Source organism: Methanosarcina subterranea (genome assembly GCF_055385895.1).
This window is the reverse complement of the sequence record NZ_AP042426.1, coordinates 613,710-637,366: the sequence shown is the minus strand read 5'-3', so window position 1 is coordinate 637,366 and position 23,657 is coordinate 613,710. Positions and strand designations below refer to the sequence as shown.

The following is a 23,657-nucleotide window of genomic DNA, read 5'->3' as shown; positions in this document are numbered from 1 at the left end:
ATGATATTAATTTATAGGTTTACCTGCCGAAAGCAGGTTTAACATTATGGTTTTGGTTTCCAGATATTCGGAAAGAGCATCAAGCCCATTCTCTCTTCCAAAACCGCTTTCTTTAACTCCTCCGAAAGGAACTTCGGGAGCTACCTTCAGGTGCTGGTTAACCCATATAATCCCTGCATTTAATTGCTCACATCCCATCCGTGCCCGGTCTAAATCTTTTGTCCAGATAGATGCACCAAGCCCGTAACTGCTATTGTTAGCTTCTTCTATTGCTTCATCCAGATTTATTACCGTGACTACAGGCAGTAAAGGGCCAAAGACTTCTTCTTTTAAAAGCCTCGAGTCTCCGGGAACTTCTGAGACGAGAGTAGGTTCAAAGAAGTACCCTTTATCAGAATCTTTGAAATCAGGAACTTTTCCACCGATAATTATCCTGCCTTCATCCTTCTCCTCAATTTCGTCTATAAGCCCTTTCAGATACTCCATCTGACGGAGGTTGTTAAGAGGTCCCATATCGGTACTTTTATCCAGCCCATTTCCGACTCTTAAGCTCCGGACGCCTGCTTCGAGTTTTTTTATGAATTCTTCAGCAATGGATTCAAAAATATACAGCCTCTTGACAGCCGTGCAGGTCTGACCACAGTTGTAAAATCTCCCCCTGAGGGCTCCTGCAACTGCACTTTCGAGATTGGCATCATCACACACAAGCATGGGGTCACTTCCACCCAGCTCAAGAGTAACCCTTTTCATCCCGCTGGCTGCAAGTTCAGCTACTCGTTTTCCTGTTCTGGCTTCTCCCGTAAAAGATATTTTTTTTACATGGGGATTACGGATAAGGCTCTCTCCTGCAGTCTCGCCAGGACCTGTGACCACATTAAGCACACCTTCAGGCAAGCCGGCTTCGGTCAGGATAGAAGCCAGAGTAAGGTTCGTAAGCGGAGTGTTGCTTGACGGCTTTAACACAAAAGTATTGCCTGAAATCAAAGCCGGGACAATTTTCCAGCCCATAATCAGGGCAGGCATGTTCCAGGGAATTATTGCTGCGCAGACTCCGAGGGGGTTTTTAACGGTAAAAGCATACCCATTTCCCGGGACAGGAATAAAATCTCCTCGCTGATTGCTTGAAAGCCCGCAGTAGTATTCAAGCACGTGTGCAAATCCTTCTATTTCGTTCCTGGCTTCTGCAAGAGGTTTTCCCTGTTCCTGTGTGAGCAGGGCAGCAAGTTCCTCCTTTCTCTGCCTGACAATCCCTGCAGCCCTGTAAAAAACCACACCTCTATGCTGCGGAGATGTGGAGGCCCAGCCTTGAAAAGCTGATATTGCAGCTTCTACCGCAAGAGCAACATCATCTTCCGTGCCTCTCGGAACCTGCTCGATAAGTTCACCTGTTGCAGGGTTTTGAACATCAAAAAACTCGCTTCCGGATGCTCCTGCAGCTTTTCCGTTAATCTGCATTTTCATGGTTACCATTATTTACAAAGGCCTATTTTAAAAATGTGTTATAACAAGCGTATTATGAATTTGTTTAAATAATTTGAAAGATTGATTCGAAAAATAAAACAGAAAGGAAAAGAAAAAGAAGTTCGCGCTCGACAGAAATATAAGCATATTAACAAAATATATATTATCAGAATATGTCTCTCCTGACAGATTTAAAAAAACGGAAATAAGACATGTGGGGACATATTTAAAAAACCTCCTGAGGGTTTACTGGATCATAAAAGCTGTTCCGGATTAGAGTGGGGTCACCGGATGCGCTTTGTACGGAAAACTCAGGGACATTATTTTGCAGAATGCAACGTATGGAAAATACGTTAGTATCGCAGTTAAATGAAATTTCCAGCGGTGTAATTTGAGGAGGGTACGAATTACAACCGTGGTTTGAAGAGCGTGCTTCAGGTTTGAAGTTTGGGGTTTTAGTTTAAAGCATATCTAAGGAACTGCATTTTGCCAGAAAACTGAAGAGTGAACTTCAATTGAAAGACTGCGCTTTACACGTAGGGGAAGGGGAAAGTGTTAGAATATTTACATATAATTTTATGGTTTTTCCTTATAGAAGCCCTGGGCTTTATTTCGATTCCGCTCACTAAAAGTGCAGGAAGCAGGCTTGCTGACGGAGGATATTCTGTAGCCAGGATCCTTGGAATTATACTTGTCACCTATCTTTCCTGGGTTTTTTCGTATATACTGGGTTTCAGCCGTACTACGGTCCTGATCGCATTCATTGTGCTTTGCCTTATATCTATTGTCCTTTACCGAAAACAAAGGTTTTTCCCGAGCAAGAAAATTTTGATCATGAATGAATTAGTGTTCGCTTCAGGTTTCTTTTTTTTCTTGCTCGTACGCATTTACCTGCCCGAGATATACAGACACGAGAAGTTTATGGATTTTGCATTTTTAAACGCAGTGATAAAAACAACTTCGTTCCCTCCCCTGGATCCCTGGTTTGCAGGCGGGCTCATGGATTTTTATTACTATTTCGGGTATCTTTCTGTAGCAGTCATCGGAAAACTCGGTGCCGTCAAACCCTCTATACTTTTTAACCTGGCAATTGCACTGACCTTTGCCCTGTCCCTGAATGCCTTCTTCGGTCTCGGGTACAATCTCACACATGGGAAAATTAAATACGGCCTCCTAACTGCAGGCTTCGGAATGCTGCTCGGAAACCTGCAGGGGCTTATAGAATTCATATCCATGTATATCCATCATGAACCGATCTCAAGAGGGTACTACTGGAGCAGCTCAAGAGTCATCCCTTTTACAATAAATGAATTCCCATACTTCAGCTTTATACACGGAGACCTGCATTCTCATATGCTTGCAATCCCGTTCCAGTTGCTTATACTTGTCTTTCTCCTGAATATGTATTTAAGGAAAAATGGTAGCTCAATATTTGAAAACAGCCTGACACTTCTTATATTTTCAATTTCTCTCGGCTTTTTATTTCCATTCAATTCCTGGGATTTCCCTATATATTTCGGTCTGACACTTTTTGTTATTTTTGCGTTTTATTACGGAAATTATAGATATAACAGGAATTTATTCGGTGCTGTTGCCAGATTTTCCAATTCAATAATTCTTATTTCTATCTTCAGTTTCCTGCCGTATTTGCCTTTTTATTTGTTTTTTAATCCACAGGCAGCAGGAGGACTTGATTTTGTTGTGCCGGAATTCAGGACAGAGGTCGATAAATTCCTGATCCTTTTCGGACTTTTCCTGTTCCTGGTATTCTCTTTCCTTATAACCCGCCTGGGCTCCGGAAAAAAATTAGGATTTTTTGTCCTCTGGATTGGGGTCTCAGCAATGCTCTCGGAAGCATATGCTATTCCACTGCTTACGATTTTTTTACCCCTACTTGCTCTTTCTTTGTTTATTTTTCTGAAGGACCTCCCAGAAAGGGGCGCAGCAGGATTTGTATCTCTTCTGGTAGCGACAGCTGCCTTTATCGCCTTACTCTGCGAAGTTATTTTCCTTGATGACCCCATATCAGGGGAGTTTGCCCGTATGAACACGGTTTTCAAATTTTACATGCATTTATGGATTTTTCTTGCTATTGCAGCCTCTTATTCGTACTACGAATTTAGTTTTCGTTACCCGGGTAAGTTTGGAAACAGAACATATTTGAAAGGAGCTGTAAAAAAAGCATGGGTAGCTGTACTTGTGCTCCTTGTCATTTCCTGTGCCTTTTTTCCTGTAGTATCAACCTTCACGAGGATAAAAGATATGGATGCTATGCCTTCCCTTGACGGAATGGAATACATGAAAGAACTGGACAGGGGAGACTACAATGCCATACTGTGGATGCAGGAGAATATCGAAGGATCTCCGATAATTCTTGAGGCTTCTGAGGATGACAGCAGTTACAGTTACACATCCCGGGTTTCTGCAAATACCGGGCTTCCCACAGTTGTCGGATGGGCAAGGCATGAGCGGTTCTGGGGAAGAGACCATGCAGAAGTCAGAGAGAGGATAGAAGATGTTCGCTCGATTTATTCATCTGGCAGTGAAAGGGAAGCTCTTGAGCTCATGAATAAATATAACATAAGTTATGTATATATCGGTCAGCTTGAACGGCAGATATATCAGGTAAACCTGGATAAATTCGAAAACGAAACCTATTTTGAACCGGTTTATCAGGGCTCAGTCACAATATATAAATTAAAGAAAGGTCCGTAAAAAGGAGATATAATTGTCTGTTTTCAGAGAGAAAGCTGGTTCAGGCAAAAAATTGCAGTTTAGACAAATATATCATTTATTTCAATATCTAAACATTGTTTCATAAATACTTTTCATAAATACGCTTCAAAACAGATTTCACAAATGCATTTTATAAATATGGAATTATTCGAGTTTATAAAATTTATATGAAATTGCAATCAGCATAAAACTCAATTAATATTATAAACATCAAGAGGTCGTTCGTATAACCAGCGTCTCGGTAGTTCTGCCCGCTTACAACGAAGCAGCCAGGATAGAAAATACAGTCTCGATAACAGCAGAGACTCTCTCAAAGATAACCAATTCTTTTGAGATCATCATAGCAGAGGACGGAAGCACGGACGGTACGGACCGGATAGCTTCAAGGCTTTCGGAACAGTACTCTTATGTCAAACACCTGCATTCCGATGAACGACAGGGAAGAGGAAGAGCTCTGAACAGAGCTTTTAAGGCAGCCTCAGGAGAGGTGCTCTGCTATATTGATGTTGATCTTGCAACAGATATGAGTTATCTGGAAAAACTGGTCAGAGCTGTAAGTACGGATGGCTATGATTTTGCCACCGGTTCGAGAATAATGCCCGAAAGCGATGCAAAAAGGCCTTTTAAACGGGAGTTTGCAAGCAGAGGATACAACTCCATGGTCAGGCTTTTTTTGCATTCAAAACTTTATGACCACCAGTGCGGTTTTAAGGCATTCAGGAGAGGTCCTCTTTTTGGATTGCTCGATGAAATTGAGAACCAGCACTGGTTCTGGGATACAGAATTGCTAGTAAGAGCCCAGCACCGCGGATACAGCGTTCTTGAGTTCCCTGTGTACTGGAGGCACGGAGGGTCAAGCAAGGTCAATTTTGCAAAGGATATTGTTGGAATGGGATCAGAGATTTTCCGCCTCTGGTGGGAGCTCTTCTTCCCGAGCTTAGTTTCAGGGAAAGGAAAAATATTTATAACAGCCTTTCTTGCGCTTCTGATTCTCGCACTTGCTGCGACCTTTCTGGGTGCATCCGATGTTCTGGAAAATATAAAACAGGTGTCTATGGGCACCCTGGGTCTTGCTTCTCTTGTTTATTGTGTCTCATGGCCGCTCAGGGGAGTCCGTTTCCAGCAGATCCTTAACAGGCTCGGAAATCATTATGGACTTGGGTTTCTTACAGGAAGCATTTTCATCAGCCAATCTGCAAACGTAATCCTTCCTGCACGAATCGGAGATCTTAGCAGGATGTATATCCTGAAGAGAAGTAAAGACCTTGCCTTTACAACAAGCCTTTCCTCTCTGACCGTGGAAAGGGTCTTTGACATAATTGCAATCACTTTCATTGCCATACTTGCTTCTTCAGGTGTAGCTGCCAGGTTAGAACTTGCTTCCTGGATGGAATCCCTGATCAAGTTATCAGGGATTGCAGTCATCCTCTTCTTTGCAGCCCTTTTTGCGTTATCTTATAGGGAGAGCCACAGAAAAAAAGTAAGTAGAGAAAAGGCTTCTGCAAGTTCTTCCGGTGAACCATTTAATAAAATAAGAGAATTCGCATCCACCTTTATCCACCAGATGAGCGTTGTTGCGGTCCGTCCTGGAGCGTTTATCGCAGTGGTTGCATCCTCCCTTCTTATATGGGCTATGGATATCTTCACCTGTTTTCTGGTTCTGAAAGCATTTCCGACAGCCGGGATAGATATGTCTTCGCCATTCACGATATCCCTGATCTTCCTGGCAGTGGCCCTGGGAAATATTGCAAAAACTTTTCCGATCACTCCCGGAGCTATAGGGACTTATGAAGTTGCCCTTACTGCAGTTTTCGGGCTTGGAGGTATCAGACCGGAGCTGGGATTTACGGTCGCTGTACTTGATCACATAATAAAGAACTCAATTACATTGCTTGGAGGAGGGCTTGCCCTATCTGGCCTCGGGCTCAGATGGAGAGAGGTCCTTTCAACGAATACCGAGACTTTAAAAGGAATGTAATAGCCTGAAAAGAAAAAGCCTGAAAAGAAAAACCAGCAAAAAAATTGCAGATAAAATTTTTCAAAGCTGAAAAGTAAGGAAGCTTAATTTCCGGCCCGAAGCTTTGGACTGCAATAAAAACAGGGTAATTTAGAAATTAAAAAGAAGTTAATTTAAAATTGGAAAAATGAATAAACGTAGTCTTTAACCAGAGAATTAAATTGATTTAACCAGAGAATTAAATTGATTTAACCAGAGAATTAAATTGATTTAACCAGAGAATTAAATTGACAGCCGCATGCTTTGCCCTAATCTATGAGCAATTGGTTTTCGGATGAGCTCTATGTTAAGTGCAAAAAAGGTACGAGTGGAAGAAATGTCTGAAAAAAAAATAATAGAAGTCCGGGATGCTTATTCTCTTCCGGAAGATGTGCTTGAAGCTGTTCATAAGGCACTGAATGAAGACTTTGAAGAGATCGTCAGTCTGTTTAAAGTTCTTGCAGATCCAACCCGCCTCAGGATTCTTAAAGCCCTAGAAATCCAGAGCCTCTGTGTCTGTGTCCTTGTAGAAGCTACGGACCAGAAGCATTCTGCACTTTCTTACCACCTCAAACTTTTAAAGGAAGCAGGGCTCGTGGACTCAAGGAGAGAGCGCAGTTTCCAGATATATGACCTTACGGAATTCGGAAACCTTCTTCTGAAACACATTGAAAGGCACTTTGAAAAAAGGTAATTGAAGAAATTGAGAGAGTTTTTACTATTTAACAAATCTGAAGTCTCTCAATAACCTAAAGTAACAACGTTTGTATGTAGATTCGTATCCCTGAAGGATAAGATAAGAGGATTACATTTTATCGTTTGAGGCTACGGTAGTAAGTTTTGAGAATTTTACTCCTTTAAGGGACATAATAGCTTCGGCAAGCTCTTTAATTTCTTCGCCGTCCCCATCAAGAACAATTACTTCAAAACAGTTATCGTGGTCGAGGTGGATATGCACGGAGGACTTAATCAGGTGAGAGTAGTTGTGCTGTATATCTGCAAGTGCATTTGAAAGTCCGCGTTTCGTGTGGTCGTAAATAACAGCGACAGTCCCGACACGATGGCCTTTAATGTCACCCATCCACTCGTAGTAGGAAATATAACTCCTGATGGCGTCCCTTATGCCTTCCGAGCGGGAAGAGTAACCTCTTTTTTCTATAATCTCATCAAATTTACCAAGAAGAGTGTCGGGAAGGGAGACCCCTATCCTCATAAGTTCTGTTTCCATCGTATCACCAATTAATTTGCATTTTATCCGAAAGATAATACATTAAGTTATTGTGAGTATTACTATATATGTTTTATTCACTTGACCATTAATATAAAAGAGTTGTGCTCATATGTTAATTCATCCTTCAGTATATTAATGTTTGGGAACTATAAAACTTAGCATATATGAAAGGGTCAAAGTGTCCATAAACCAATAAGAGAGACAAAAATAAATAAAAAATAAAAATAAAAGGAAAAGAATCCAAAAGGAATAAATAAGTAGAATATTTAAAAGAAAATGAGTGAGTGAGTGAAGAAAAAAACTAAGTTAACAGGACTAAAAAAGAATCAAAAACGAAGAAAATAGAGAAGTCGTTGAATAAATAATTTTATTATCCATTAAATGCCGGTACCACTTTCCTTATAACAACTGATACCGTTTTTCTTTTACTTCCAGCAGTTCCCTCGGCACCGTTTTTCTTTTAATACCAGCAGTTTTCCCTATGCAATTGGCGCTGGTCATCATCCTTTGTATTTATAACTCGGCCCGATCTTTCCAGTCATCGTCTGTCCACAAGCCTCTTCGGCCTTCCCTTAATTTTGTACAGCTCAAGCCCTCTGGGACCCGTAAAGTTAAAGAGGATCTTGAAGGTGCCGTCTTCATAAGCCCGGGAAAGAGGATATTTATATTTAAGGAAAGAGCGGCTGAAATTTTCCATTATAAAATCTCTGTCACAGGTATCGGGATTTTCGCATTCAATACTAACTCTCAGGATGGTTTCTTCCTCATCTTCTCCGCCGTAGAGAAAAGCTTCATACTCTCCTGTCAGATAGTCCATATTTCCACTCTGGAACACACCCCTTTCCACATCAACGCGGTTAAAAGGAGTCCCTTCAACCCAGACTGTTTCTGCCTCTCTCTGCGGAGTGAGTATTTTCATGTGGGTCCTTCCACAGGAGCATGTTTTGCGCGTAAGGACAACAGTAGTATCATCAGTATCATAGTTTAGGAGAAGATTCCCTGCCTTTGCCCCAACAGGCAGAAGCGTGCTCAGGATAACTCTTCCGCACTCCCCGTCAGGCACAAAGTCCTTCAGGTGCGGGTCGTAAACATCAAGATGAACAAAATCTTCAGGAACGTGCAGTCCAGAGATTTCATTGCATTCCCCGCACATCGTCCCTTCCGTACTTCCGTAGGTGTTATAAACAGGGCAGCCCCAGATTTCCGAGAGATAGTTTCTAGACTCTTCAGCAAAGGCTTCACCTCCAACAACCAGTTTGTTTACGCCTGACTGCTGGGGGTCAATCCCTTCAGCCTGCATTCTGCGGGCAAGGTTAAGAAGTTTGAACACGCTGCCCACTATGCCTGTCGGCCTGTAAGTTTCAATAACACGCAGGGGAAAGGTACACTTACCTTCAGGGATAATGCTCATGCCTACATGTCTGGCTGCAAGGGTCATGGTGTTTGCCCCCACATTCATGCCGTAGGATGCACAGACAACTACCCTATCCCCGGGCCCGAAGCCCTGAGACCTGAATATCCGGGCGTATTTTTCCGCATAGCGCTCCCAGTCCTCCCATGTCAGAAAAAAGCTTTTGGGAGTACCACTGGTGCCACTGGTCTCATGAATAGTGAAGACATCTCCCCAGCCTACACTCCTGAACATAAAATCCTTCATCTCAGGAGGCTGGTTTTCCCGGATCGTTTTCCCGGATATGATAGGAAGTTCAAGAAGGTCCTCGTGGGTTTTGATATCTCCCGGGCTTACTCCGTGTTTTTCAAACCATTTCCTGTAAAAAGGGGAATTTTCAGCTGCATATTTTATTGTATACCGTACCCGTTCCTCGATGAGAGCGTCGAGTTCTCCCCTATCCATGGCCTCTATTTCTGGATTAAAGTAAGGTTTTGAGCTATCCATATGAAACACCTTGCCTGAAGCCTTTAATTGTGTAAAAACCTATCAACCTTATAAAGACCTGCTAACCGTATAAAAAGCTGTTATTTATGGGTTTCGAATATGAATTTGATTTTCAAGAATGAAACAGTTTTGGGCAGGCATACAACTATGAGCAGGTTTCCACTTATTGAGAGAACCTATAGAGGGCTCTGCCTGGTTAGAAAGGGAAAAAATAAAAGATGTATGCATTTAATGATAAACTTTGATACATATTTAGACTTATTCGTCCTTAAAAGGCACAAGGTATACGCCATCTTCTCTTTTTTGCCCTTTTAAAAGTTCGCAGTGCCTCAGGAGAGCAAACTGGTTTTCGGTTTCCAGTGGGGATATGCCAAATTTTTCTGCAATTTCATCCTTTTTTGCCCCACCCCGGGAGACAACGAACTCATAAATGGCTTTTTGCAATTCAGTCAAGCCTTCAGTCCCCTCAAGCCCGGCTTCTTCTCTGAAGATTTTTTTAGAACGAACCGCCCATGGATTGCATGCCTGAATTTTGTGGTGACCTTCTATATAACAATCTTCACAAAAAACCTTGCCTTCTTCTTCGATACTGTCTTCCCCTGCCAGTTCACGCCCGCAGGCTGCACACGCAACAGGGATGACTATTTCTTCTGCCATCTTTATCACTCCAGAGTTTCAGATATCCAGTTCATCCAAAATTTTGAGAACAACTACTGACCCGTAAGCTACAGCAGGCCCGCCTGCCATCAGTATTGCTGTACTTACAGCCTCAAGAATCTCTTCACGGGTCGCTCCCAGTCTTACAGCCTCAGGAACATGCTTCCAGAGGCAATACTCACAGCGCAGGGCAACTGCAATCCCTACCATCATCAGCTCTTTTGTCCGGGCACTTAAAGCTCCGTCCTTGATAACTTCCGAATGAAGCCCCATAAGAGCATTCATGACTCCAGGAAGTTGTCCGGCCATTGCTTCCATCCTTTCATTCATATCGATTTTTTCTGTCAACCTTTCACCGCCTGAGCGCATCAAGCTACATAAACAATTTAAGAGTCAAAAGGCACCATGTACATTTCTTCTCCCATTTTTCTCCATTTTAAAAGCTCGCAATGCCTCAGTATTGCAAGCTGATTCCTGGTTTCCTGCAGCGTGAGCTTGAAGAGTTTCGAGACCTTTTCGGGTGTAGCCCCTCCTTCTTCCAGGATAAAATTATAGATTTCTTTTTGCAGTTCGGTCAGGCCTTCGGTCCCTTCAAACCCATGCTGTTTTCTAAAAAGTCTTTTAGAACGTACTGCCACAGGATCTGCAAACTTTATTTTCTGGTGCCCTTCCAGATAACAGTCCTCGCATATTGCTCTCCCGTTTTCTTTGACGTATTCGTTTCCGGGAATTTCTTTGCCGCAACCCGGACAGATTACAAAATACTGTATATCCGGGTCAAGTTCGCGGTTGCCGAATTTATTCGTTTTTATCAGGCCATGAAAATCCATATACCCTATGATTTCGTAAACTGTCGATCTGGATAATCCGTATCCGGACTTCGCTTTTTTAATCACATCCCGTATATGAAATCCCCTGTCCAGATGGGCTTCTTTTATGCATTCAAGAACCCATATTTCCTCTTCGTCCAGCACCAGTTTCATTGAAATCCCTTTAGATTCTTAACCGATCCAGAAGTAGCATTTTGAGAACGAACTGCCCTAATGCCTGATGTACTTGAAGACATGTGACATTTTTATAACACTTGGTATTTTGATACCTCAACTGGTGAGGAATTCTTGAGCAACCCTTTCAGAATATGCTTTTCTTGTCTCTGTATACATTTTGCTTTATTTCTCTCTCTATAAATGACTTCTTTAGATAAAAAGGTACCGATAACTATAAGTAGAAAAATTCATTTCTAGCCATTTGAAATAAGGAATCTAAAAGTCTCAAGTAAAGTTGAAAATATCCGGGGAAAAATTCAGGATTATATTATTTTTCCTGGGCACCCGGTCCACAACTAGGATTCCTCTCTCCCCCTATGAAACTACTCACATGGGATTAGATTACTGCAATTCAAATCGTTGTATGTACTTCCTCTTGTCTGTTCTTCTTCCAGCTTTATCAAGAAGAAATTCCTGAAGGAGCAAAGCCCTGTACAGGAGAAATAGAACGCGAACTTTCATAACCGGTGAGTTTTTTGAAATTTACGGTCAGACTCTGCACTCGCACCCTCTTTCCTTGAGAATCCGGACCTGCTCTTCATAAGTATTTACAAACTCATCCTGCATAGCTTTCCCTGTCGCAAGAGCAGGGTCAAGCGGAGTATGGTGCTTATAACCCCTTTCAGTCATCTCCTTTACCAGGGATTCATGCCTCAGGTAGAGAGCTTTTAGTTTCCCCTTCCAGCGCAGGGTCTCAGGATGGTGAGAATAAGCCTTTTTGTTATTGGTTATTATGGACCACAGGGCATGTAGTTCACGATGCTCCCCTAACAGATGGTTCCGACACATTTTCTCAGGAGGAATATCCCAGATTCTCATAAGATGAACTTTGAATGCATTTCAGAAAGGGTTTTCGGCAGGAAATTTTAGTCAATCAAGCCTGAAATTAACTTTAAACCAGAGCGAAAGTCCGGGATTTTGTTTCTGATTCCAGATTATGATACCTATTTACTGACAGCAAGTGAAAATATAGTCTATGAAACGGTGGATATTAAGATATTCTGCCTTACTGTTTATTTTAGTGGCAGGGACGTATTTTTTGCTTACTCCTGCGCTTGCTCATGTTCCTGTTTTCGAAGGGGGAGGAAAAAGCCCTGAAACAGCAACTCCTATTGAAGATCCTGCAAAGTCCAGGGTCCTTTACGGGCAGCTATCAGGAGGAGACCCCCGGTACTACAGTTTTGAGGTAGAAAAAGGGGAAAGAATCGTATTAGGGCTGATTGTCCCTGTACAGGCTGAGAACCGGCTTTTTACTCCGGACCTGATTCTTATAGGACCCGGGCTACCTGACGAAGGAGAGGTGCCTCAAAAAGAAGAAGTGCCTGAAGGATACGGAACAAAGGTATTTTCGGGAGAAAGAACTGAAAGTGCAACGTACGAAGGATTTACCCCGAGTGCCTTCTATTCCCTCACCCGGGCAGACTTCCAGGCCCCGGAAAACGGCACATACTATGCAGCAGTAAGTTCCATTGACAGAGGGGGCAATTATGGAGTTATTCTGGGATACAGGGAAAGTTTTTCTCTTATCGAGTGGCTGTTAATTCCCCTGAACCAGATAAGGATCTACCGTTGGGAAGGACAGAGCCTGCTTTATATATTATTCCCTCTCGGAATAACGCTTGCAGCGGGAGTACTGGCAATTTTACTCAAAAAGGAAACTGCAACCGGATTCAATCCGGCACGCTGGTCAGGAACTTTTGCAGGCCTTTTCTTTCTGGGTACAGGCCTATCATATATATTCCAGATGCTGATTTCATTGAGCAGGAGTTCATACTCTTCCGAAATAGCCATTACTGTCTTTTTAGCCCTTGCCAGCATAGGGCTTGGAATTACAGCCCTGATTCTGAGTCTGAAAGACGAAGGATATGGCGTAAAACCCATACGAAAGCAGTTTTACTTTTTTGGCTTAGGGCTTGCAGGACTTTTACTCTGGGCAGGCTGGCTAATAGGACCGATCCTGGCATTTGAAGCGGCAGTCCTGCCCTGGAGAAGAAAAAGATGATACCAGAGCAGGGAAAACGAACGATGAGCAAAACAAAAGATATAATAGAAATAAAGTAAGAATAATAATACATTAAAAATATAACTTGTATGATAAGATTAAGTTCTATAATTTTTAAATATTTATTTTGCAACCGCATATAATGCGGCACGGACTTACCAGGGGGAGAAGATATGGCAAAGACATCACTAGAACCAGGACAAATTGCACCTGATTTTTGCCTTCCGGATCAGGAAGGAAATCGGACATGCCTTGAAAACCTCAGAGGAAAATGGGTAGTCCTGTACTTTTATCCGAGAGACAATACCCCGGGCTGCAGCCTGGAAGCCAAGAATTTCAGCTGCCTGAAAAAAGATATCGAAGCCGAAAATGCAGTAATTCTGGGAGTCAGCAGGGATAGTGAGGAATCCCACCGAAAATTTATAGAAAAGAAAGAGCTTAAAATAAAACTTCTTTCCGACGAGCAGGCGGAAGTTCACGAAAAATATGATGTCCTGCACCCCAAGCACTTCAGGGGCAAGGATGTTATAAGCGCTGTTCGGACAACTTTCCTTATCAATCCGGAAGGAAAAATCGTACAGGTCTGGGATAACGTAAGAGCTTCAGGGCATGCTGAAAAGGTACTTTCTGAATTAAAAACTCAAAAAGAGAAGTGAAATGAGAAATAAGTTAATAAAAGTAAATATCAGTAAAATCATATGTATTGAAATTTGTTAATATCTATAAAACCTGATATTTAGTTACAATCGAAAAACTAGTGCTTGATTCCAAAATGAATTCCTAATTTAATAAAAAAATTCGTGATCCTTGAATGGATTCAAAAGTCAAGTTTTGTGAGTATATTTAGGAATTAATGGGAAAATTGGTGACCATTGGATATATTCAAACTTCAACTTTTGTGAACATACTTTGGAATCGCAATACTAGATAAGAATAAAGATAAAAAGAAATAAGAATAAAATTTATAAAAAGAAAAAAAAATAACCTTCTGTTAATTTTATATTCAGCTTCCTGAAATAAGTACAGCTGATTAAGGCCCCTTTTACAGTATTACATCGGAAAGGAGCTTTTCAATCTTTTTTCACTTAGTGACGTGTCGTGGTATCTCGAGTGTGGTATGTATCAGCTCTTGTAGCGAAATAAATCGTATAAAGCGCTGCAAGACCAACAAGTATGTAGATAATTCTCGAAAGAGCACTTCCTTCCCCAAAGAGAGCAGCTACGAGGTTAAAATCTAAGAGCCCTATGAGCCCCCAGTTTAATCCACCCACTATAACAAGTATAAGTGCAATCAAGTCTACTGGATTTCTTACTGCCATATATATCACTCCCATTGTGATTTATTACATTATATTTATAAGAAGAGGAAATATAAAAACCTCAATATTAAAATTGGATGTACTTGTATTTATATGTGACTAACATAAAAATTAGAGCCTTCTAGAGAAATAGAAAAATAGAGAAACAGAGAAATAGAGAAATAGAAAATAAGAAAATAACCGTTATTTTGGAACAGGAATTTTTTATTTTTCAGGCACTCTTCTAACCGGAGATTTTGAGATAATTCAAGTAATTCATAGATGTATTACTTTCGGTTATAAGGTCGTTTTGTGTTAGACGGTTGTTCTAGTCCTTGGGGAAATAATAAAACCCCTTCATATCAGATAACTGCCTGAAGCATCAGAGAATATAGTGAGTCTTTGAATTCTAATCTAATACTCTAGTTTCTCAAAAATTTTTATAAAAAGCAGCGTTGGATTTGAATATTATCTTAAAAAATAATGTATGATAAGCCTGTCCTCTCGTCGAATCTGGTGGGCGGGTTTCTCACCTCCGCCCAGGTTAATAATCCCTTCATGCAAGCTTACGGGCGAGTGTCAGAGAGCATAAAATACACCAGATACTAAATATATAGAGACTACATAAAAAATTAAGTTCACAAATACTTTACCAGCTTTATAGTCGGAATTAGCTTGATACTCGTTTTCATATAGCTCAACGTATAATCTGTAAGCTATTGATTTTCGATTCCAATTATCAATTAACACACAAAATACTCCTACTAATATAATAAGAAAGCTAGCTTCTGTTGCTAAATTAACAACCGCTGGATAACTCTTTATTAGTAAAAAAGGAAGTATAATGCCGTCAAGACCTATGAGGAACTTATAATAATTATCCATGCCGTCAAGACCTATGAGGAACTTATAATAATCATCCAAAGAAAAGTAATGCTGATTCATGCTTGTACACCGTATAAAATCCTTTAGTAATATTAAAACATTAAGATAAATATTAATCTAATGCTTTAATGCGAATTTTATCTACCTGCTGATTGTTAGGTTTGAAGGCTAGTCTATCGAGAGAAATAGATACATTTTAAGCTCTGCTTCTGGAAGCAGGCGAAACACTTCAATAATCTGGGAAAAAAGCAAATTTAAGCTTTAGTAAGCCTGTATACATATCGATAGAAGTTAAAATCTTAGTATACAACATAAACAAAAAACTGGTAGAAGTTATTTAAATAAAATTGGGAGTTTTTACAGAGCTGAATATTTTGCAATATATAATTTAACCGGAGTTTATAAGATCTCATAAAAATCGTGGTGCAGCTATGGATATTATGTAGGTCTAACAAGAAATTAATTAAGTTCCAAACTTGTTTCGTTCAATTTTGGCGTCGCCACATATTGAACTAGCCCACCGATTGATACTTATATGATTTTCACCATATTATACTAAAGAAACCATAATAGGGCGTCTTGTTACAGAGATCCTGTGTTAGACCCCATATAGTGGGAAATTAACTATTTTTGTGCCACACCGATTTATTTAATTGGTTCTATATTTGTCGGTTTTATATTAAAATGCTTGGAATTGTTACCCAACATAATTAATTTTTTGTTAGACCCTATGTAGATCATGTCGCTTGATGTGGCTTTATACTATAAAGTATAAACTCCGGTTTAACGTCGAATTTCCTTTTGCAGCCCTCGTAACTCATGTATCTGATTTTTCCTGTCACATCTCTCTCCCTCCAGGCCCGGTCATGGACGCCTCCGAGGCTCCAGGCAATTCCAGCATAACCATTGGGGTCTCTTCCGTCCAGTTCGTATCTGTCGTTGAGGCAGATTGCAATTTCAAGGGCTTTTTCGGGGGACTCGCTCCATTCCAGAATTTTTTTTGCCCAGTACATGCGCATATAGCTGTGCATCTTCCCGGTACGGAGAAGTTCTATCTGGCTTGCATTCCAGAGGGGATCATGTGTTTTTCCTGCTTCGAATTCTTCGAGGGTGTAGATATACTTTCTCCGGTCATCCCGGTGGGCATTCAGGGACTTCTTTGCCCAGTCAGGAAAGCTCTCAAATCTATCATATCCGGGATTGTAATAACAGAAGTTGTCTGCAATCTCCTTCCATACAAGGATCTCGTCCAGGAAAGCTTTCTTTGATTCAGGGTCGCTTTTTGTCTTTTCCACCTCAAGCACGACCCTCTGTGCAGAGATCTGCCCGAAATGAAGATAAGGGGAAAGGTTCGAGAGCCCATCCTTTGCTGGATCATTCCGCAGCGTACGGTAAGAGTCAAGTTTCTCTGCGAGAAAACTCTTCATTACCTTTCTTGCAGCTTTTTCCCCGGGCTCGAAATGTTCAGGCTCAAAGAGGGAATCATTACTTTTGCCAGAGATTCTCTCAGGAAGAAGGGCTTTAATTCCGGTTTCCCTTGTGCTTGATAAAACTTCCAGCATGCCGTTGCCTGATAGGATTTCAGCTGATTCGGAATTTGGCTCAAGCCCAGGAAATTCTTCAAAAAACTCGGAGAGGCGACCATAGAGTTTCGGGCGAAAAGTATGTGCAGCGTACTCCTGCTTTGGAGAAGCTTCCCAGCATGGGACGACGTTATGGGCATCAACCTCAAAAAATGGGATTTCGATATCAGTAATAATTTTTTCTACCCATTCAGCTTTTACACGAAGTGGACTGAAATCAGTGACAAGAGTCCCAATACCGTACTCTCTTACAAATTCAGGTATTTTTTGCCCGGGGTCTCCTCGCAGAAAAACGAAAGGAATCCTTTTCCGGGAAAGGGCACCCTCAAATTCCTGTAGCCCTTTGAGCATAAATTCATAATGCCTTCTTCCAGCACCCAAAAACTCTTTTGTCAAGCAGAAAATCACGACTACAGGTACATCAGTCTCCTGTGCTATTGCCCTCGCAAACAGTAGAGCCCAGTTGTCCTCAACTCTCTGGTCACGGCTCGTCCAGTAAGCAGTAGGTCCATCACCTGATTTTCCGGATTTGAGAATCCGGATGCGTTTCGGGTTCATAACCTATTTTGGATCTCTGGTGTATATAGAACTAACACTTAAATAATAAAAATGAATATTGTGTTTAAAAAGAAATTCCTGTTAAAAATGTTTCGGGATTCATATCTTAGCGAACAGTGACTAACAGTGACTGAAAAAGATAAACTAACTCAAAAGGAATCAAGGCTGTTTCAAAAAAGATTAGAACTCAAAGACCTGCCCGTCATATCCCAGGGGTAAAAACATCGATTCGATGTGATGAGGACGGAAGAGATGGCTGAGATGGGTAAGAACTACTTCTTTTGCGTTGAGCTTTTGCGCAAGTGCCATAGCCTCTTCCGAGTTCATGTGTTTCTTGATATGTATATGCGGAGGGACTATGGCATCCGCAATAAGAAGGTCAGGGTCCTTCATTAATTCCAGGCTTTTTTCAGGGATATTCGAGCTCGTATCCCCGGTGACTACAACCTTGACAGTATCCGCATCACTGATAATGACTCCGGCAGGAGTTTCTACCGGCGGGTGATAAACCTTAAAAAGGGTGAATCGAAGCCCGATTAATTCGAAGGGATCATAGAGTTTTACGTGGTGGTACCTGGGTTTCAGAAAAGAAACATACTGGTCTATGTAATCCAGGGTTTCTCGAACCCCATATACATCAACTCTGTTTTGAACACGGTAGAACTCCCCGAAACCTGCATAATGATCGTAGTGCCCATGTGTCCAGATTACCCCATCTATGCCCGAAAGCCTTTGCCTGAGGAACTGCTGTCTGAGGTCAGGGCTCGTATCAATAAGAATTTTACCCTGATCAGACTCCACAAGGATAGAAAAGCGAAGGCGCTGACTTTTTCCACCTTCGCGGGCGTCAGCGCATGTCGGGCAGTTACATCCAATTTTGGGAGTCCCGACAGCATCACCGGTTCCGAGCAGCGTTAGCCTCATGAAGAACTCTTCCCTTTGTAGTCATCGGACTTGAGATCTGCCCTTTCGTCAAAAGACTTTACTGCTTCCAGCAGGTCCTGCTGGGTGAGTACCTTGCGTTCTTCCAGAAGAGCACTCAAAACAGCTTCCCTGATAACCATGCGCAGGTCAGAACCCGAATAACCTTCTGTCAATGCTGCAATCTCTGCCGTATCAAAGTCTCCCTGTATATGCCGGGTAACAATATCCAGGATACTTTTACGCATATCAAGATCAGGCAATGGGAAGTGAACTATTTCGTCAAAACGTCTCCACGCTGCACTGTCAAGCATTCGAGGGTGATTTGTCGCAGCGATCAGAAGGACTCCGTGCTCTACCAGGCTGATTTCATCTATAGCTTTCAGGAGAGTATTAACTGCCCTCTTGATTGCAGCATTTTCATCTGAAGTCCTGGCTTTTGCGACAAAGTCCAGTTCGTCTATGAAAAGAATGCAGGGATTCAACTTTTTTGCAAGCAGGAAAACACGATCTATGTTTTTTGCGGTCTCGCCAAGGTACTGGTCCGTAATCATTGAGAGCTTGACCTCAACAAAGGGAATGGAGAGTTGTTCTGAAAGTGCACGGGCAACTGAGGTCTTTCCAGTACCAGGAGGCCCGACAAACAGTAGCTTTCCGATATCATGCAGCCCGATCTCGCGCAAGTATTCCCTGTGCTGGATGGCTTTCATAATCTTTTCAATTTCATCTTCCTGCTCTTTGGTGAGCACAAGGTCTCTGACTTTCTGTTTGACATCTTCAGGAGCGATGATGACAACGAGCTTGAGCATTTCTTCGCTCTTGTCTTCTTTCCTGATTTCAGCTATCAGGGATTCTATCCATTCCCTGTCAACTTCCTTTGGCCTGAGCTTTGCTTTTGCAGTTGCATAGTTTGCAGCCTCATCCTTCCTGATTTCTCCGAAATAATAAGCGAGAACAGGATTATTTTCGATCCTCTCCTGAGAACCTTCCTGTTTTTCGAGCCATTCCGCGGCAAGTTCAAATGCGCTCAGGCGGAGTTCAAAGTGAGACCTGTCAATGGTTATGAAAGGTACGTTCCTTACACTTTTTTCGATATCTTTGACCCCATATAGTTTTTCGATCCTGACAAATGAAGCTATTATGGGTTTTGGAACTGTTCTTTCTGCGCTGCTCCAATAACTCTTTCGAATGTTTTTTGGAAGATCATTAACATCCAGTTCTGGATAGCGATTATAGATCTCTGCGGTCAACAGCAGCTCTACTATGTCTAGTATAATTCCTGACATGTTTTTTTACCTATTGAGTACTTAGATTAGACCACTATCAGGTGATGTGCGCCCAAAGCGGAAAGTTCTTAAATCTTTGCTTGAGTTGCTAAACCTAGTAATGGGCTTTCTTTAAAGATATAATTTACGAAGCAGAAGGCGGACCCATGTTGAAGGATGGAAAGCCGGCACGAGTGATAGCTTTATCTAGCAGAAAGACTTTATCATTTACTCCGTCTCTTCATGAAATCCAGAGTACGTTCAGGAAAAATATATAATCTGTAAACACGTCTCAGGTTTCAGGGAGTATCTTTACGGATTCAGGAAGCGAGCAACTCACTTCCGCAAGCATACAGTTTCGGAGAATACCCGTTTCTGGAATGCCCCAAGCATTATTAAATAACTCGTATATTAAAACTACTGTTACTCCGGAACAGTCTTTCTGGAAATCTCTCTATCAAAGGAAATCCAGAATAATCCCTAGAGAGGACCATTGCATGAAAAGAGAACAGCTCTATTCAGGGAAAGCAAAAACCATCTATAAGACAGATGATCCCAATACCTTTATCGCCGAATTCCGAAACAGCCTTACTGCATTCAATGGGGAAAAGAAAGGCGAAATGGAATTGAAGGGTTACTACAACGCCCAGATCTCAAAGAAAATCTTCGAGATGCTGGAAGCCAGCGGAATCAAGACTCATTTTGTCAGTATGCTTTCCGACATTGATATGCTTGTAAGGAAAGTGGAAATCATTAAGATTGAGGTCATTGTTAGGAATATTGCCGCAGGCTCAATTACAAAGAAATACCCTATGAAAGAAGGTACTATTTTCGAGTTCCCGGTTATCGTCTTTGATTTCAAAAGCGATGAATACGGAGATCCCATGCTGAATGATGATATTGCTCTTGCGCTTGGCATTGCAACACGCGAGGAACTTGCCACACTCCGGAAACTTGCACTCAGGATCAATGAACTGCTTGTGCCTTACCTTGACGAGAAAGGAATCCTGCTTCCCGACTTCAAGCTTGAGTTTGGAAGAAGGGATGGAGAAATAATCCTTGCCGATGAAATTTCCTGCGACACCTGCCGCTTCTGGGATAAGAAAACCGGACAGTCCATGGACAAAGATGTATTCAGGTTTGACAAAGGCGATATTTCCAAAGCTTATGAGGATGTTGCCCGGCGCATTGTACCTGAAATCTTTGAGTAAGCCTGCTGCAATCCAGAAGTTTAGAAGTTTGAATAAACCTTACATAATCCGGAAGCTTGAATGAGTCTGAAAAGGCTTTCAACGTCTTCCGTATGATTTTTACATCGGAAAAATGGGTTTTTTACTGCCCTATTTATAACTGCCCTATTTTTTAACCGTTCTATCTTTTAACCGTTCTATCTTTTAACCGTTCTATCTTTTAACCGTTCTATCTTTTAACCGTTCTATCTTTTAACTGCTTTATTTTCATTTTGAACTTAATAATATATTAAAAAAATGAGTCAAGCGTTGTCTGGAAGCGGAAGTCAGAAAGCATTTTTGCCTGCTGCATCCATTCTGCTTTTGGTGTATTTACCCTGCCCGAAAGGTCCGAAACTGCTGCTTCCAGGGAACCAAAGGTTTCAGGAGGATTTTGAAGAGCTTTTCTCATGCCTTCCCGAACTACCCAGACCCCGAGAGGAGCCCAGTAATCTGGAGTTATTTCCCTCAGTACAAAAACCGAAGCCTGTCTTTTGATTTCTGTCAGGTACTCGAGCACAGGAAGCCTTGCTGCATAATAACCTCCTGCAAGAGGGGAATATCCTTTCTTTCCGTCAAGACCTTCGCTATCCTCACCGATCCAGCTTGATTCTCCTGACCAGACGGTTTTTGGGAGCCAGACCTCAATAAGTTCAAAGGAATAAGCCCGCGGAAGGATGAGAACTTCAAAATGGTTTCCGAAATGGGTCCCACTGAAAAGCTTGATGTCAGAGACCCAGGGAAAATCCGTTATACGGTCTACAAGTTCCTTTCCAGCCATGTCGTCCACGGCTGTGATAGACCAGCGAGTAGGCACTAGTTTACGCTCTTTTCCGAGCAGGCCTATGGAAAAGAGACGTGTAATGTGCTCGGTAGAAATGTCGCTTTTTAAAAGTTCATTAATGGCATCTTTTGCAAGAGCATCGGTATCGTAAACCAGATAGTCCACTTTTTTCGGGACATCGGGGTTTTCGGCAAGCTCAAAGTTTTTCACAAGCCCGGAGGGGCCCATAGGCGTAAGGACTGCATCGAATTTGAGTTCCTGTTTGGGAGTTTTAAAAAACCAGGCTTCAGTGTCCACCGGCTTTCTGGAGAGAGCCAGTTCCTGAGCCTTTAGCAGGAGGGGATTCTCTTTGCTCCGTGCATCTTTTATATGAAGGTTTGTGTTTGCCCTAACCATACGGGAACGCATGGAGATGATATCTTCTATCTGCATGTTTCCCCATGCTGAAGGGTCTTCAAAAAGCAAAGCTTCGTCTTCCTTTGCTAAGGGAGGAATCATGGGACCTGCCGAAACCCTGGGGTAACCGTAGCTTCCGACAAAAAGAGCCGGGGGGGATGCCCCAAATACAGAATCTCCTGAGATTACAGGAGAAATTGATTGCAAGGATTTAAATTTTTCAAGAATCGGGCAGCGAGGGCGTCCGCAAAGTCCTTTTCCCTTGCACTTGATGCACAGCGTGTCTCTCACTTTAGATTCAGATCCTTGCAGATAATGCAAGCTTTAGCTTCAGGAGCAGTTCTGTACAGCCAGCCAGACTTCTGAACAAAACAGCATATGCCGCACATACCTTTTACTTTTTCCTGAGAGGATAAACCCCCGTTCAAGAGTACTGATGCAAATTTTCGGATTTCACTCTGGGTCTCATCAGAGAAATCGATCTCAGCTCCGCGTTTTTCACTCACGTACTGGGATACCGCAGCTCTTGAAAGCTCAAGGATATCTGCTACATCCTGCTGCGTGCATCCATGCTCGAAAATCATTGCCCGTGAAAGTTCAGCCCTGATTGCAGGCAAGACTTTCTGTACCATAATTTCGCATGTTGTTTTCATTGGAGACCAACACTTGCATAGATAAATATATGAAAACGCACTTTTTGTATAGTTTTCCGGGGAAGGAACTCATGTTCCAGTCAATACGCCGGAAAGAAGGGGCATACTGTCGAAAAACTGGCAAAAAGATACGTACAACTCCGAATCTATAAACTTACAATCCTGTTCTCAGGTTCGGTTGTTCCGATGGGGGACGGATTCAGAGTTTAGTTTTTAATTTGCTCAGCAGAGAAACCCTTTTCCATGAGGACTTCTTTCATGCGGGTCAGGTGATTGCCCTGGAGTTCGACAGTGTTTCCTTTTACTGTACCGCCGCATGCAAACTTTGATTTAAGGTAAGTGGACAGTTCATGAAGGTCAATCTCACTTGCATCGAAACCTTCTACAACAGTAACTTCCTTTCCATATCTTCTTCTGTTAACTTTCACAGTTATTCTCTGTTGCTCTTTTGCAACTTCTTCGCAAATGCAAAGTTCTTTTGGAAGCCCGCATACCGGGCACATTCCGCTGCTCATTTGTTAGTATGTCCTCCAAATTTGTAATCATTGTATATGTAATTTACATCCGAAAATATCTGAATAGATATAAAGTACTTATCAATGATGATATTAAAGCCTAATGGTATTTTTCAGGCACTTTATACTGAATTTCGCTATAAGCAAGAAATCCTCAATAATATAAAAAGCCAACCAGAGCTTTGTATTTATTTATTTTTTGAATTATAAGTAAATAACCTTATAAAGATTAAGTACTTTTCACACATTTGAATTAATATAATGTAACAGGTTTGTAGAAAGTATGGAGACAGCCGACAAAACATCTGAAAAACTCGGGCACAGGCAGCTTCAAGAAGCAGGAATTCCGAAAAAACCCGGATTATACCTTAAAGAATAAAACCCCGAAAATTTGTGCTTTTGGCAGAAAAAGCATTTTTCAGCCAGCAAAAAGCTAAATATATCTTGAACCCCATCTTTTTATGTAACCTATATAATTACATATTTATGAACTGTTGTTATATAAATATAACTATATAATAATGTCCGGAAAAAAACAAGCATA

21 protein-coding genes are annotated in these 23,657 nt (G+C 41.7%); 6 read left to right on the top strand and 15 right to left on the bottom strand.

Annotated features, from left to right (window positions below; all coding sequences use genetic code 11):
* Window positions 1-6: 6 nt before the first annotated feature.
* Window positions 7-1,470 (bottom strand): aldehyde dehydrogenase family protein, encoded by a 1,464-nt coding sequence (locus ACZ5A8_RS02720; protein WP_464532062.1) that lies wholly within the window; start codon window positions 1,468-1,470, stop codon window positions 7-9.
* Window positions 1,471-2,013: 543 nt separating this feature from the next.
* On the opposite strand from ACZ5A8_RS02720, the gene ACZ5A8_RS02715 reads away from it, so the two are divergent.
* The 3 genes from ACZ5A8_RS02715 (at window position 2,014) to ACZ5A8_RS02705 (ending at window position 6,887) form a co-directional block, all read left to right on the top strand.
* On the top strand, window positions 2,014-4,176 hold the full coding sequence (locus tag ACZ5A8_RS02715; RefSeq protein ID WP_464532061.1) for a DUF2298 domain-containing protein: 2,163 nt from the start codon (window positions 2,014-2,016) through the stop codon (window positions 4,174-4,176).
* A 247-nt stretch (window positions 4,177-4,423) separates the two neighbouring features.
* Window positions 4,424-6,175, top strand: a complete 1,752-nt coding sequence (locus ACZ5A8_RS02710; RefSeq protein ID WP_464533989.1) for a flippase-like domain-containing protein — start codon at window positions 4,424-4,426, stop codon at window positions 6,173-6,175.
* Between the two features lie 355 nt (window positions 6,176-6,530).
* Window positions 6,531-6,887 (top strand): ArsR/SmtB family transcription factor, encoded by a 357-nt coding sequence (locus ACZ5A8_RS02705; protein WP_464532060.1) that lies wholly within the window; start codon window positions 6,531-6,533, stop codon window positions 6,885-6,887.
* A 111-nt stretch (window positions 6,888-6,998) separates the two neighbouring features.
* Here ACZ5A8_RS02705 and nikR read toward each other — a convergent pair whose 3' ends face one another.
* From nikR to ACZ5A8_RS02675, 6 genes are all read right to left on the bottom strand, one after another.
* A complete protein-coding gene (nikR, locus tag ACZ5A8_RS02700; protein WP_229387884.1) occupies window positions 6,999-7,421 on the bottom strand; it encodes a nickel-responsive transcriptional regulator NikR in 423 nt (140 codons plus the stop codon).
* Between the two features lie 541 nt (window positions 7,422-7,962).
* Window positions 7,963-9,321: a coenzyme F390 synthetase gene (gene ftsA / locus ACZ5A8_RS02695; protein ID WP_464532058.1), complete on the bottom strand. Its 1,359-nt coding sequence runs from the start codon at window positions 9,319-9,321 to the stop codon at window positions 7,963-7,965.
* Window positions 9,322-9,579: 258 nt separating this feature from the next.
* Window positions 9,580-9,978, bottom strand: a complete 399-nt coding sequence (locus ACZ5A8_RS02690) for an LIM domain-containing protein (protein ID WP_464532057.1) — start codon at window positions 9,976-9,978, stop codon at window positions 9,580-9,582.
* Window positions 9,979-9,996: 18 nt separating this feature from the next.
* The gene (locus ACZ5A8_RS02685) at window positions 9,997-10,326 is read right to left on the bottom strand and encodes a carboxymuconolactone decarboxylase family protein (protein WP_229387878.1); all 330 of its coding nucleotides are present in this window, start codon (window positions 10,324-10,326) and stop codon (window positions 9,997-9,999) included.
* A 38-nt stretch (window positions 10,327-10,364) separates the two neighbouring features.
* Window positions 10,365-10,961, bottom strand: a complete 597-nt coding sequence (locus ACZ5A8_RS02680) for a hypothetical protein (RefSeq protein WP_464532055.1) — start codon at window positions 10,959-10,961, stop codon at window positions 10,365-10,367.
* Window positions 10,962-11,513: 552 nt separating this feature from the next.
* The gene (locus tag ACZ5A8_RS02675) at window positions 11,514-11,843 is read right to left on the bottom strand and encodes a pyrimidine dimer DNA glycosylase/endonuclease V (RefSeq protein ID WP_229387874.1); all 330 of its coding nucleotides are present in this window, start codon (window positions 11,841-11,843) and stop codon (window positions 11,514-11,516) included.
* A 202-nt stretch (window positions 11,844-12,045) separates the two neighbouring features.
* On the opposite strand from ACZ5A8_RS02675, the gene ACZ5A8_RS02670 reads away from it, so the two are divergent.
* Both ACZ5A8_RS02670 and ACZ5A8_RS02665 read left to right on the top strand, forming a co-directional pair.
* Complete coding sequence (locus ACZ5A8_RS02670; protein WP_464532053.1) at window positions 12,046-13,026, top strand: hypothetical protein; 981 nt, start codon at window positions 12,046-12,048, stop codon at window positions 13,024-13,026.
* 173 nt (window positions 13,027-13,199) lie between these two features.
* A complete protein-coding gene (locus ACZ5A8_RS02665; protein WP_464532052.1) occupies window positions 13,200-13,682 on the top strand; it encodes a peroxiredoxin in 483 nt (160 codons plus the stop codon).
* 429 nt (window positions 13,683-14,111) lie between these two features.
* On the opposite strand, the gene ACZ5A8_RS02660 is transcribed toward ACZ5A8_RS02665, so the two are convergent.
* From ACZ5A8_RS02660 to ACZ5A8_RS02640, 5 genes are all read right to left on the bottom strand, one after another.
* The gene (locus ACZ5A8_RS02660; protein ID WP_229387866.1) at window positions 14,112-14,345 is read right to left on the bottom strand and encodes a DUF378 domain-containing protein; all 234 of its coding nucleotides are present in this window, start codon (window positions 14,343-14,345) and stop codon (window positions 14,112-14,114) included.
* Between the two features lie 558 nt (window positions 14,346-14,903).
* Window positions 14,904-15,269, bottom strand: coding sequence for a hypothetical protein (locus tag ACZ5A8_RS02655; RefSeq protein WP_229387864.1), 366 nt, complete (start codon window positions 15,267-15,269; stop codon window positions 14,904-14,906).
* Between the two features lie 677 nt (window positions 15,270-15,946).
* Window positions 15,947-17,350 carry a deoxyribodipyrimidine photo-lyase gene (locus ACZ5A8_RS02650; protein WP_464532050.1) on the bottom strand — a complete coding sequence of 468 codons (1,404 nt, stop codon included), beginning with the start codon at window positions 17,348-17,350 and terminating at the stop codon, window positions 15,947-15,949.
* A gap of 180 nt (window positions 17,351-17,530) precedes the next feature.
* Window positions 17,531-18,274 carry an MBL fold metallo-hydrolase gene (locus ACZ5A8_RS02645; protein WP_464532049.1) on the bottom strand — a complete coding sequence of 248 codons (744 nt, stop codon included), beginning with the start codon at window positions 18,272-18,274 and terminating at the stop codon, window positions 17,531-17,533.
* Window positions 18,271-19,557, bottom strand: coding sequence for an ATP-binding protein (locus tag ACZ5A8_RS02640; protein WP_464532047.1), 1,287 nt, complete (start codon window positions 19,555-19,557; stop codon window positions 18,271-18,273). Before ACZ5A8_RS02640 ends, ACZ5A8_RS02645 begins: the two co-directional genes overlap by 4 nt.
* 476 nt (window positions 19,558-20,033) lie before the next feature.
* On the opposite strand from ACZ5A8_RS02640, the gene purC reads away from it, so the two are divergent.
* The gene (purC, locus tag ACZ5A8_RS02635) at window positions 20,034-20,747 is read left to right on the top strand and encodes a phosphoribosylaminoimidazolesuccinocarboxamide synthase (protein WP_464532046.1); all 714 of its coding nucleotides are present in this window, start codon (window positions 20,034-20,036) and stop codon (window positions 20,745-20,747) included.
* Between the two features lie 268 nt (window positions 20,748-21,015).
* Here purC and ACZ5A8_RS02630 read toward each other — a convergent pair whose 3' ends face one another.
* The 3 genes from ACZ5A8_RS02630 to yciH form a co-directional block, all read right to left on the bottom strand.
* Window positions 21,016-22,236, bottom strand: a complete 1,221-nt coding sequence (locus ACZ5A8_RS02630) for an Nre family DNA repair protein (RefSeq protein WP_464532045.1) — start codon at window positions 22,234-22,236, stop codon at window positions 21,016-21,018.
* The gene (locus ACZ5A8_RS02625; RefSeq protein ID WP_322225808.1) at window positions 22,233-22,598 is read right to left on the bottom strand and encodes a transcriptional regulator; all 366 of its coding nucleotides are present in this window, start codon (window positions 22,596-22,598) and stop codon (window positions 22,233-22,235) included. Before ACZ5A8_RS02625 ends, ACZ5A8_RS02630 begins: the two co-directional genes overlap by 4 nt.
* Before the next feature lie 206 nt (window positions 22,599-22,804).
* The gene (gene yciH, locus ACZ5A8_RS02620) at window positions 22,805-23,113 is read right to left on the bottom strand and encodes a stress response translation initiation inhibitor YciH (RefSeq protein ID WP_011032808.1); all 309 of its coding nucleotides are present in this window, start codon (window positions 23,111-23,113) and stop codon (window positions 22,805-22,807) included.
* Window positions 23,114-23,657: the final 544 nt, after the last annotated feature.

What these genes read in the sequence shown, in the direction of transcription:
- ACZ5A8_RS02720 (WP_464532062.1), bottom strand. Translation starts at nt 1,470, where the DNA reads ATGGTAACCATGAAAATGCAGATTAACGGAAAAGCTGCAGGAGCATCC.
- ACZ5A8_RS02705 (WP_464532060.1), top strand. Translation starts at nt 6,531, where the DNA reads ATGTCTGAAAAAAAAATAATAGAAGTCCGGGATGCTTATTCTCTTCCG.
- nikR (WP_229387884.1), bottom strand. Translation starts at nt 7,421, where the DNA reads ATGGAAACAGAACTTATGAGGATAGGGGTCTCCCTTCCCGACACTCTT.
- ftsA (WP_464532058.1), bottom strand. Translation starts at nt 9,321, where the DNA reads ATGGATAGCTCAAAACCTTACTTTAATCCAGAAATAGAGGCCATGGAT.
- ACZ5A8_RS02690 (WP_464532057.1), bottom strand. Translation starts at nt 9,978, where the DNA reads ATGGCAGAAGAAATAGTCATCCCTGTTGCGTGTGCAGCCTGCGGGCGT.
- ACZ5A8_RS02680 (WP_464532055.1), bottom strand. Translation starts at nt 10,961, where the DNA reads ATGAAACTGGTGCTGGACGAAGAGGAAATATGGGTTCTTGAATGCATA.
- ACZ5A8_RS02675 (WP_229387874.1), bottom strand. Translation starts at nt 11,843, where the DNA reads ATGAGAATCTGGGATATTCCTCCTGAGAAAATGTGTCGGAACCATCTG.
- ACZ5A8_RS02665 (WP_464532052.1), top strand. Translation starts at nt 13,200, where the DNA reads ATGGCAAAGACATCACTAGAACCAGGACAAATTGCACCTGATTTTTGC.
- ACZ5A8_RS02660 (WP_229387866.1), bottom strand. Translation starts at nt 14,345, where the DNA reads ATGGCAGTAAGAAATCCAGTAGACTTGATTGCACTTATACTTGTTATA.
- ACZ5A8_RS02655 (WP_229387864.1), bottom strand. Translation starts at nt 15,269, where the DNA reads ATGAATCAGCATTACTTTTCTTTGGATGATTATTATAAGTTCCTCATA.
- ACZ5A8_RS02650 (WP_464532050.1), bottom strand. Translation starts at nt 17,350, where the DNA reads ATGAACCCGAAACGCATCCGGATTCTCAAATCCGGAAAATCAGGTGAT.
- ACZ5A8_RS02645 (WP_464532049.1), bottom strand. Translation starts at nt 18,274, where the DNA reads ATGAGGCTAACGCTGCTCGGAACCGGTGATGCTGTCGGGACTCCCAAA.
- ACZ5A8_RS02640 (WP_464532047.1), bottom strand. Translation starts at nt 19,557, where the DNA reads ATGTCAGGAATTATACTAGACATAGTAGAGCTGCTGTTGACCGCAGAG.
- purC (WP_464532046.1), top strand. Translation starts at nt 20,034, where the DNA reads ATGAAAAGAGAACAGCTCTATTCAGGGAAAGCAAAAACCATCTATAAG.
- ACZ5A8_RS02625 (WP_322225808.1), bottom strand. Translation starts at nt 22,598, where the DNA reads ATGAAAACAACATGCGAAATTATGGTACAGAAAGTCTTGCCTGCAATC.
- yciH (WP_011032808.1), bottom strand. Translation starts at nt 23,113, where the DNA reads ATGAGCAGCGGAATGTGCCCGGTATGCGGGCTTCCAAAAGAACTTTGC.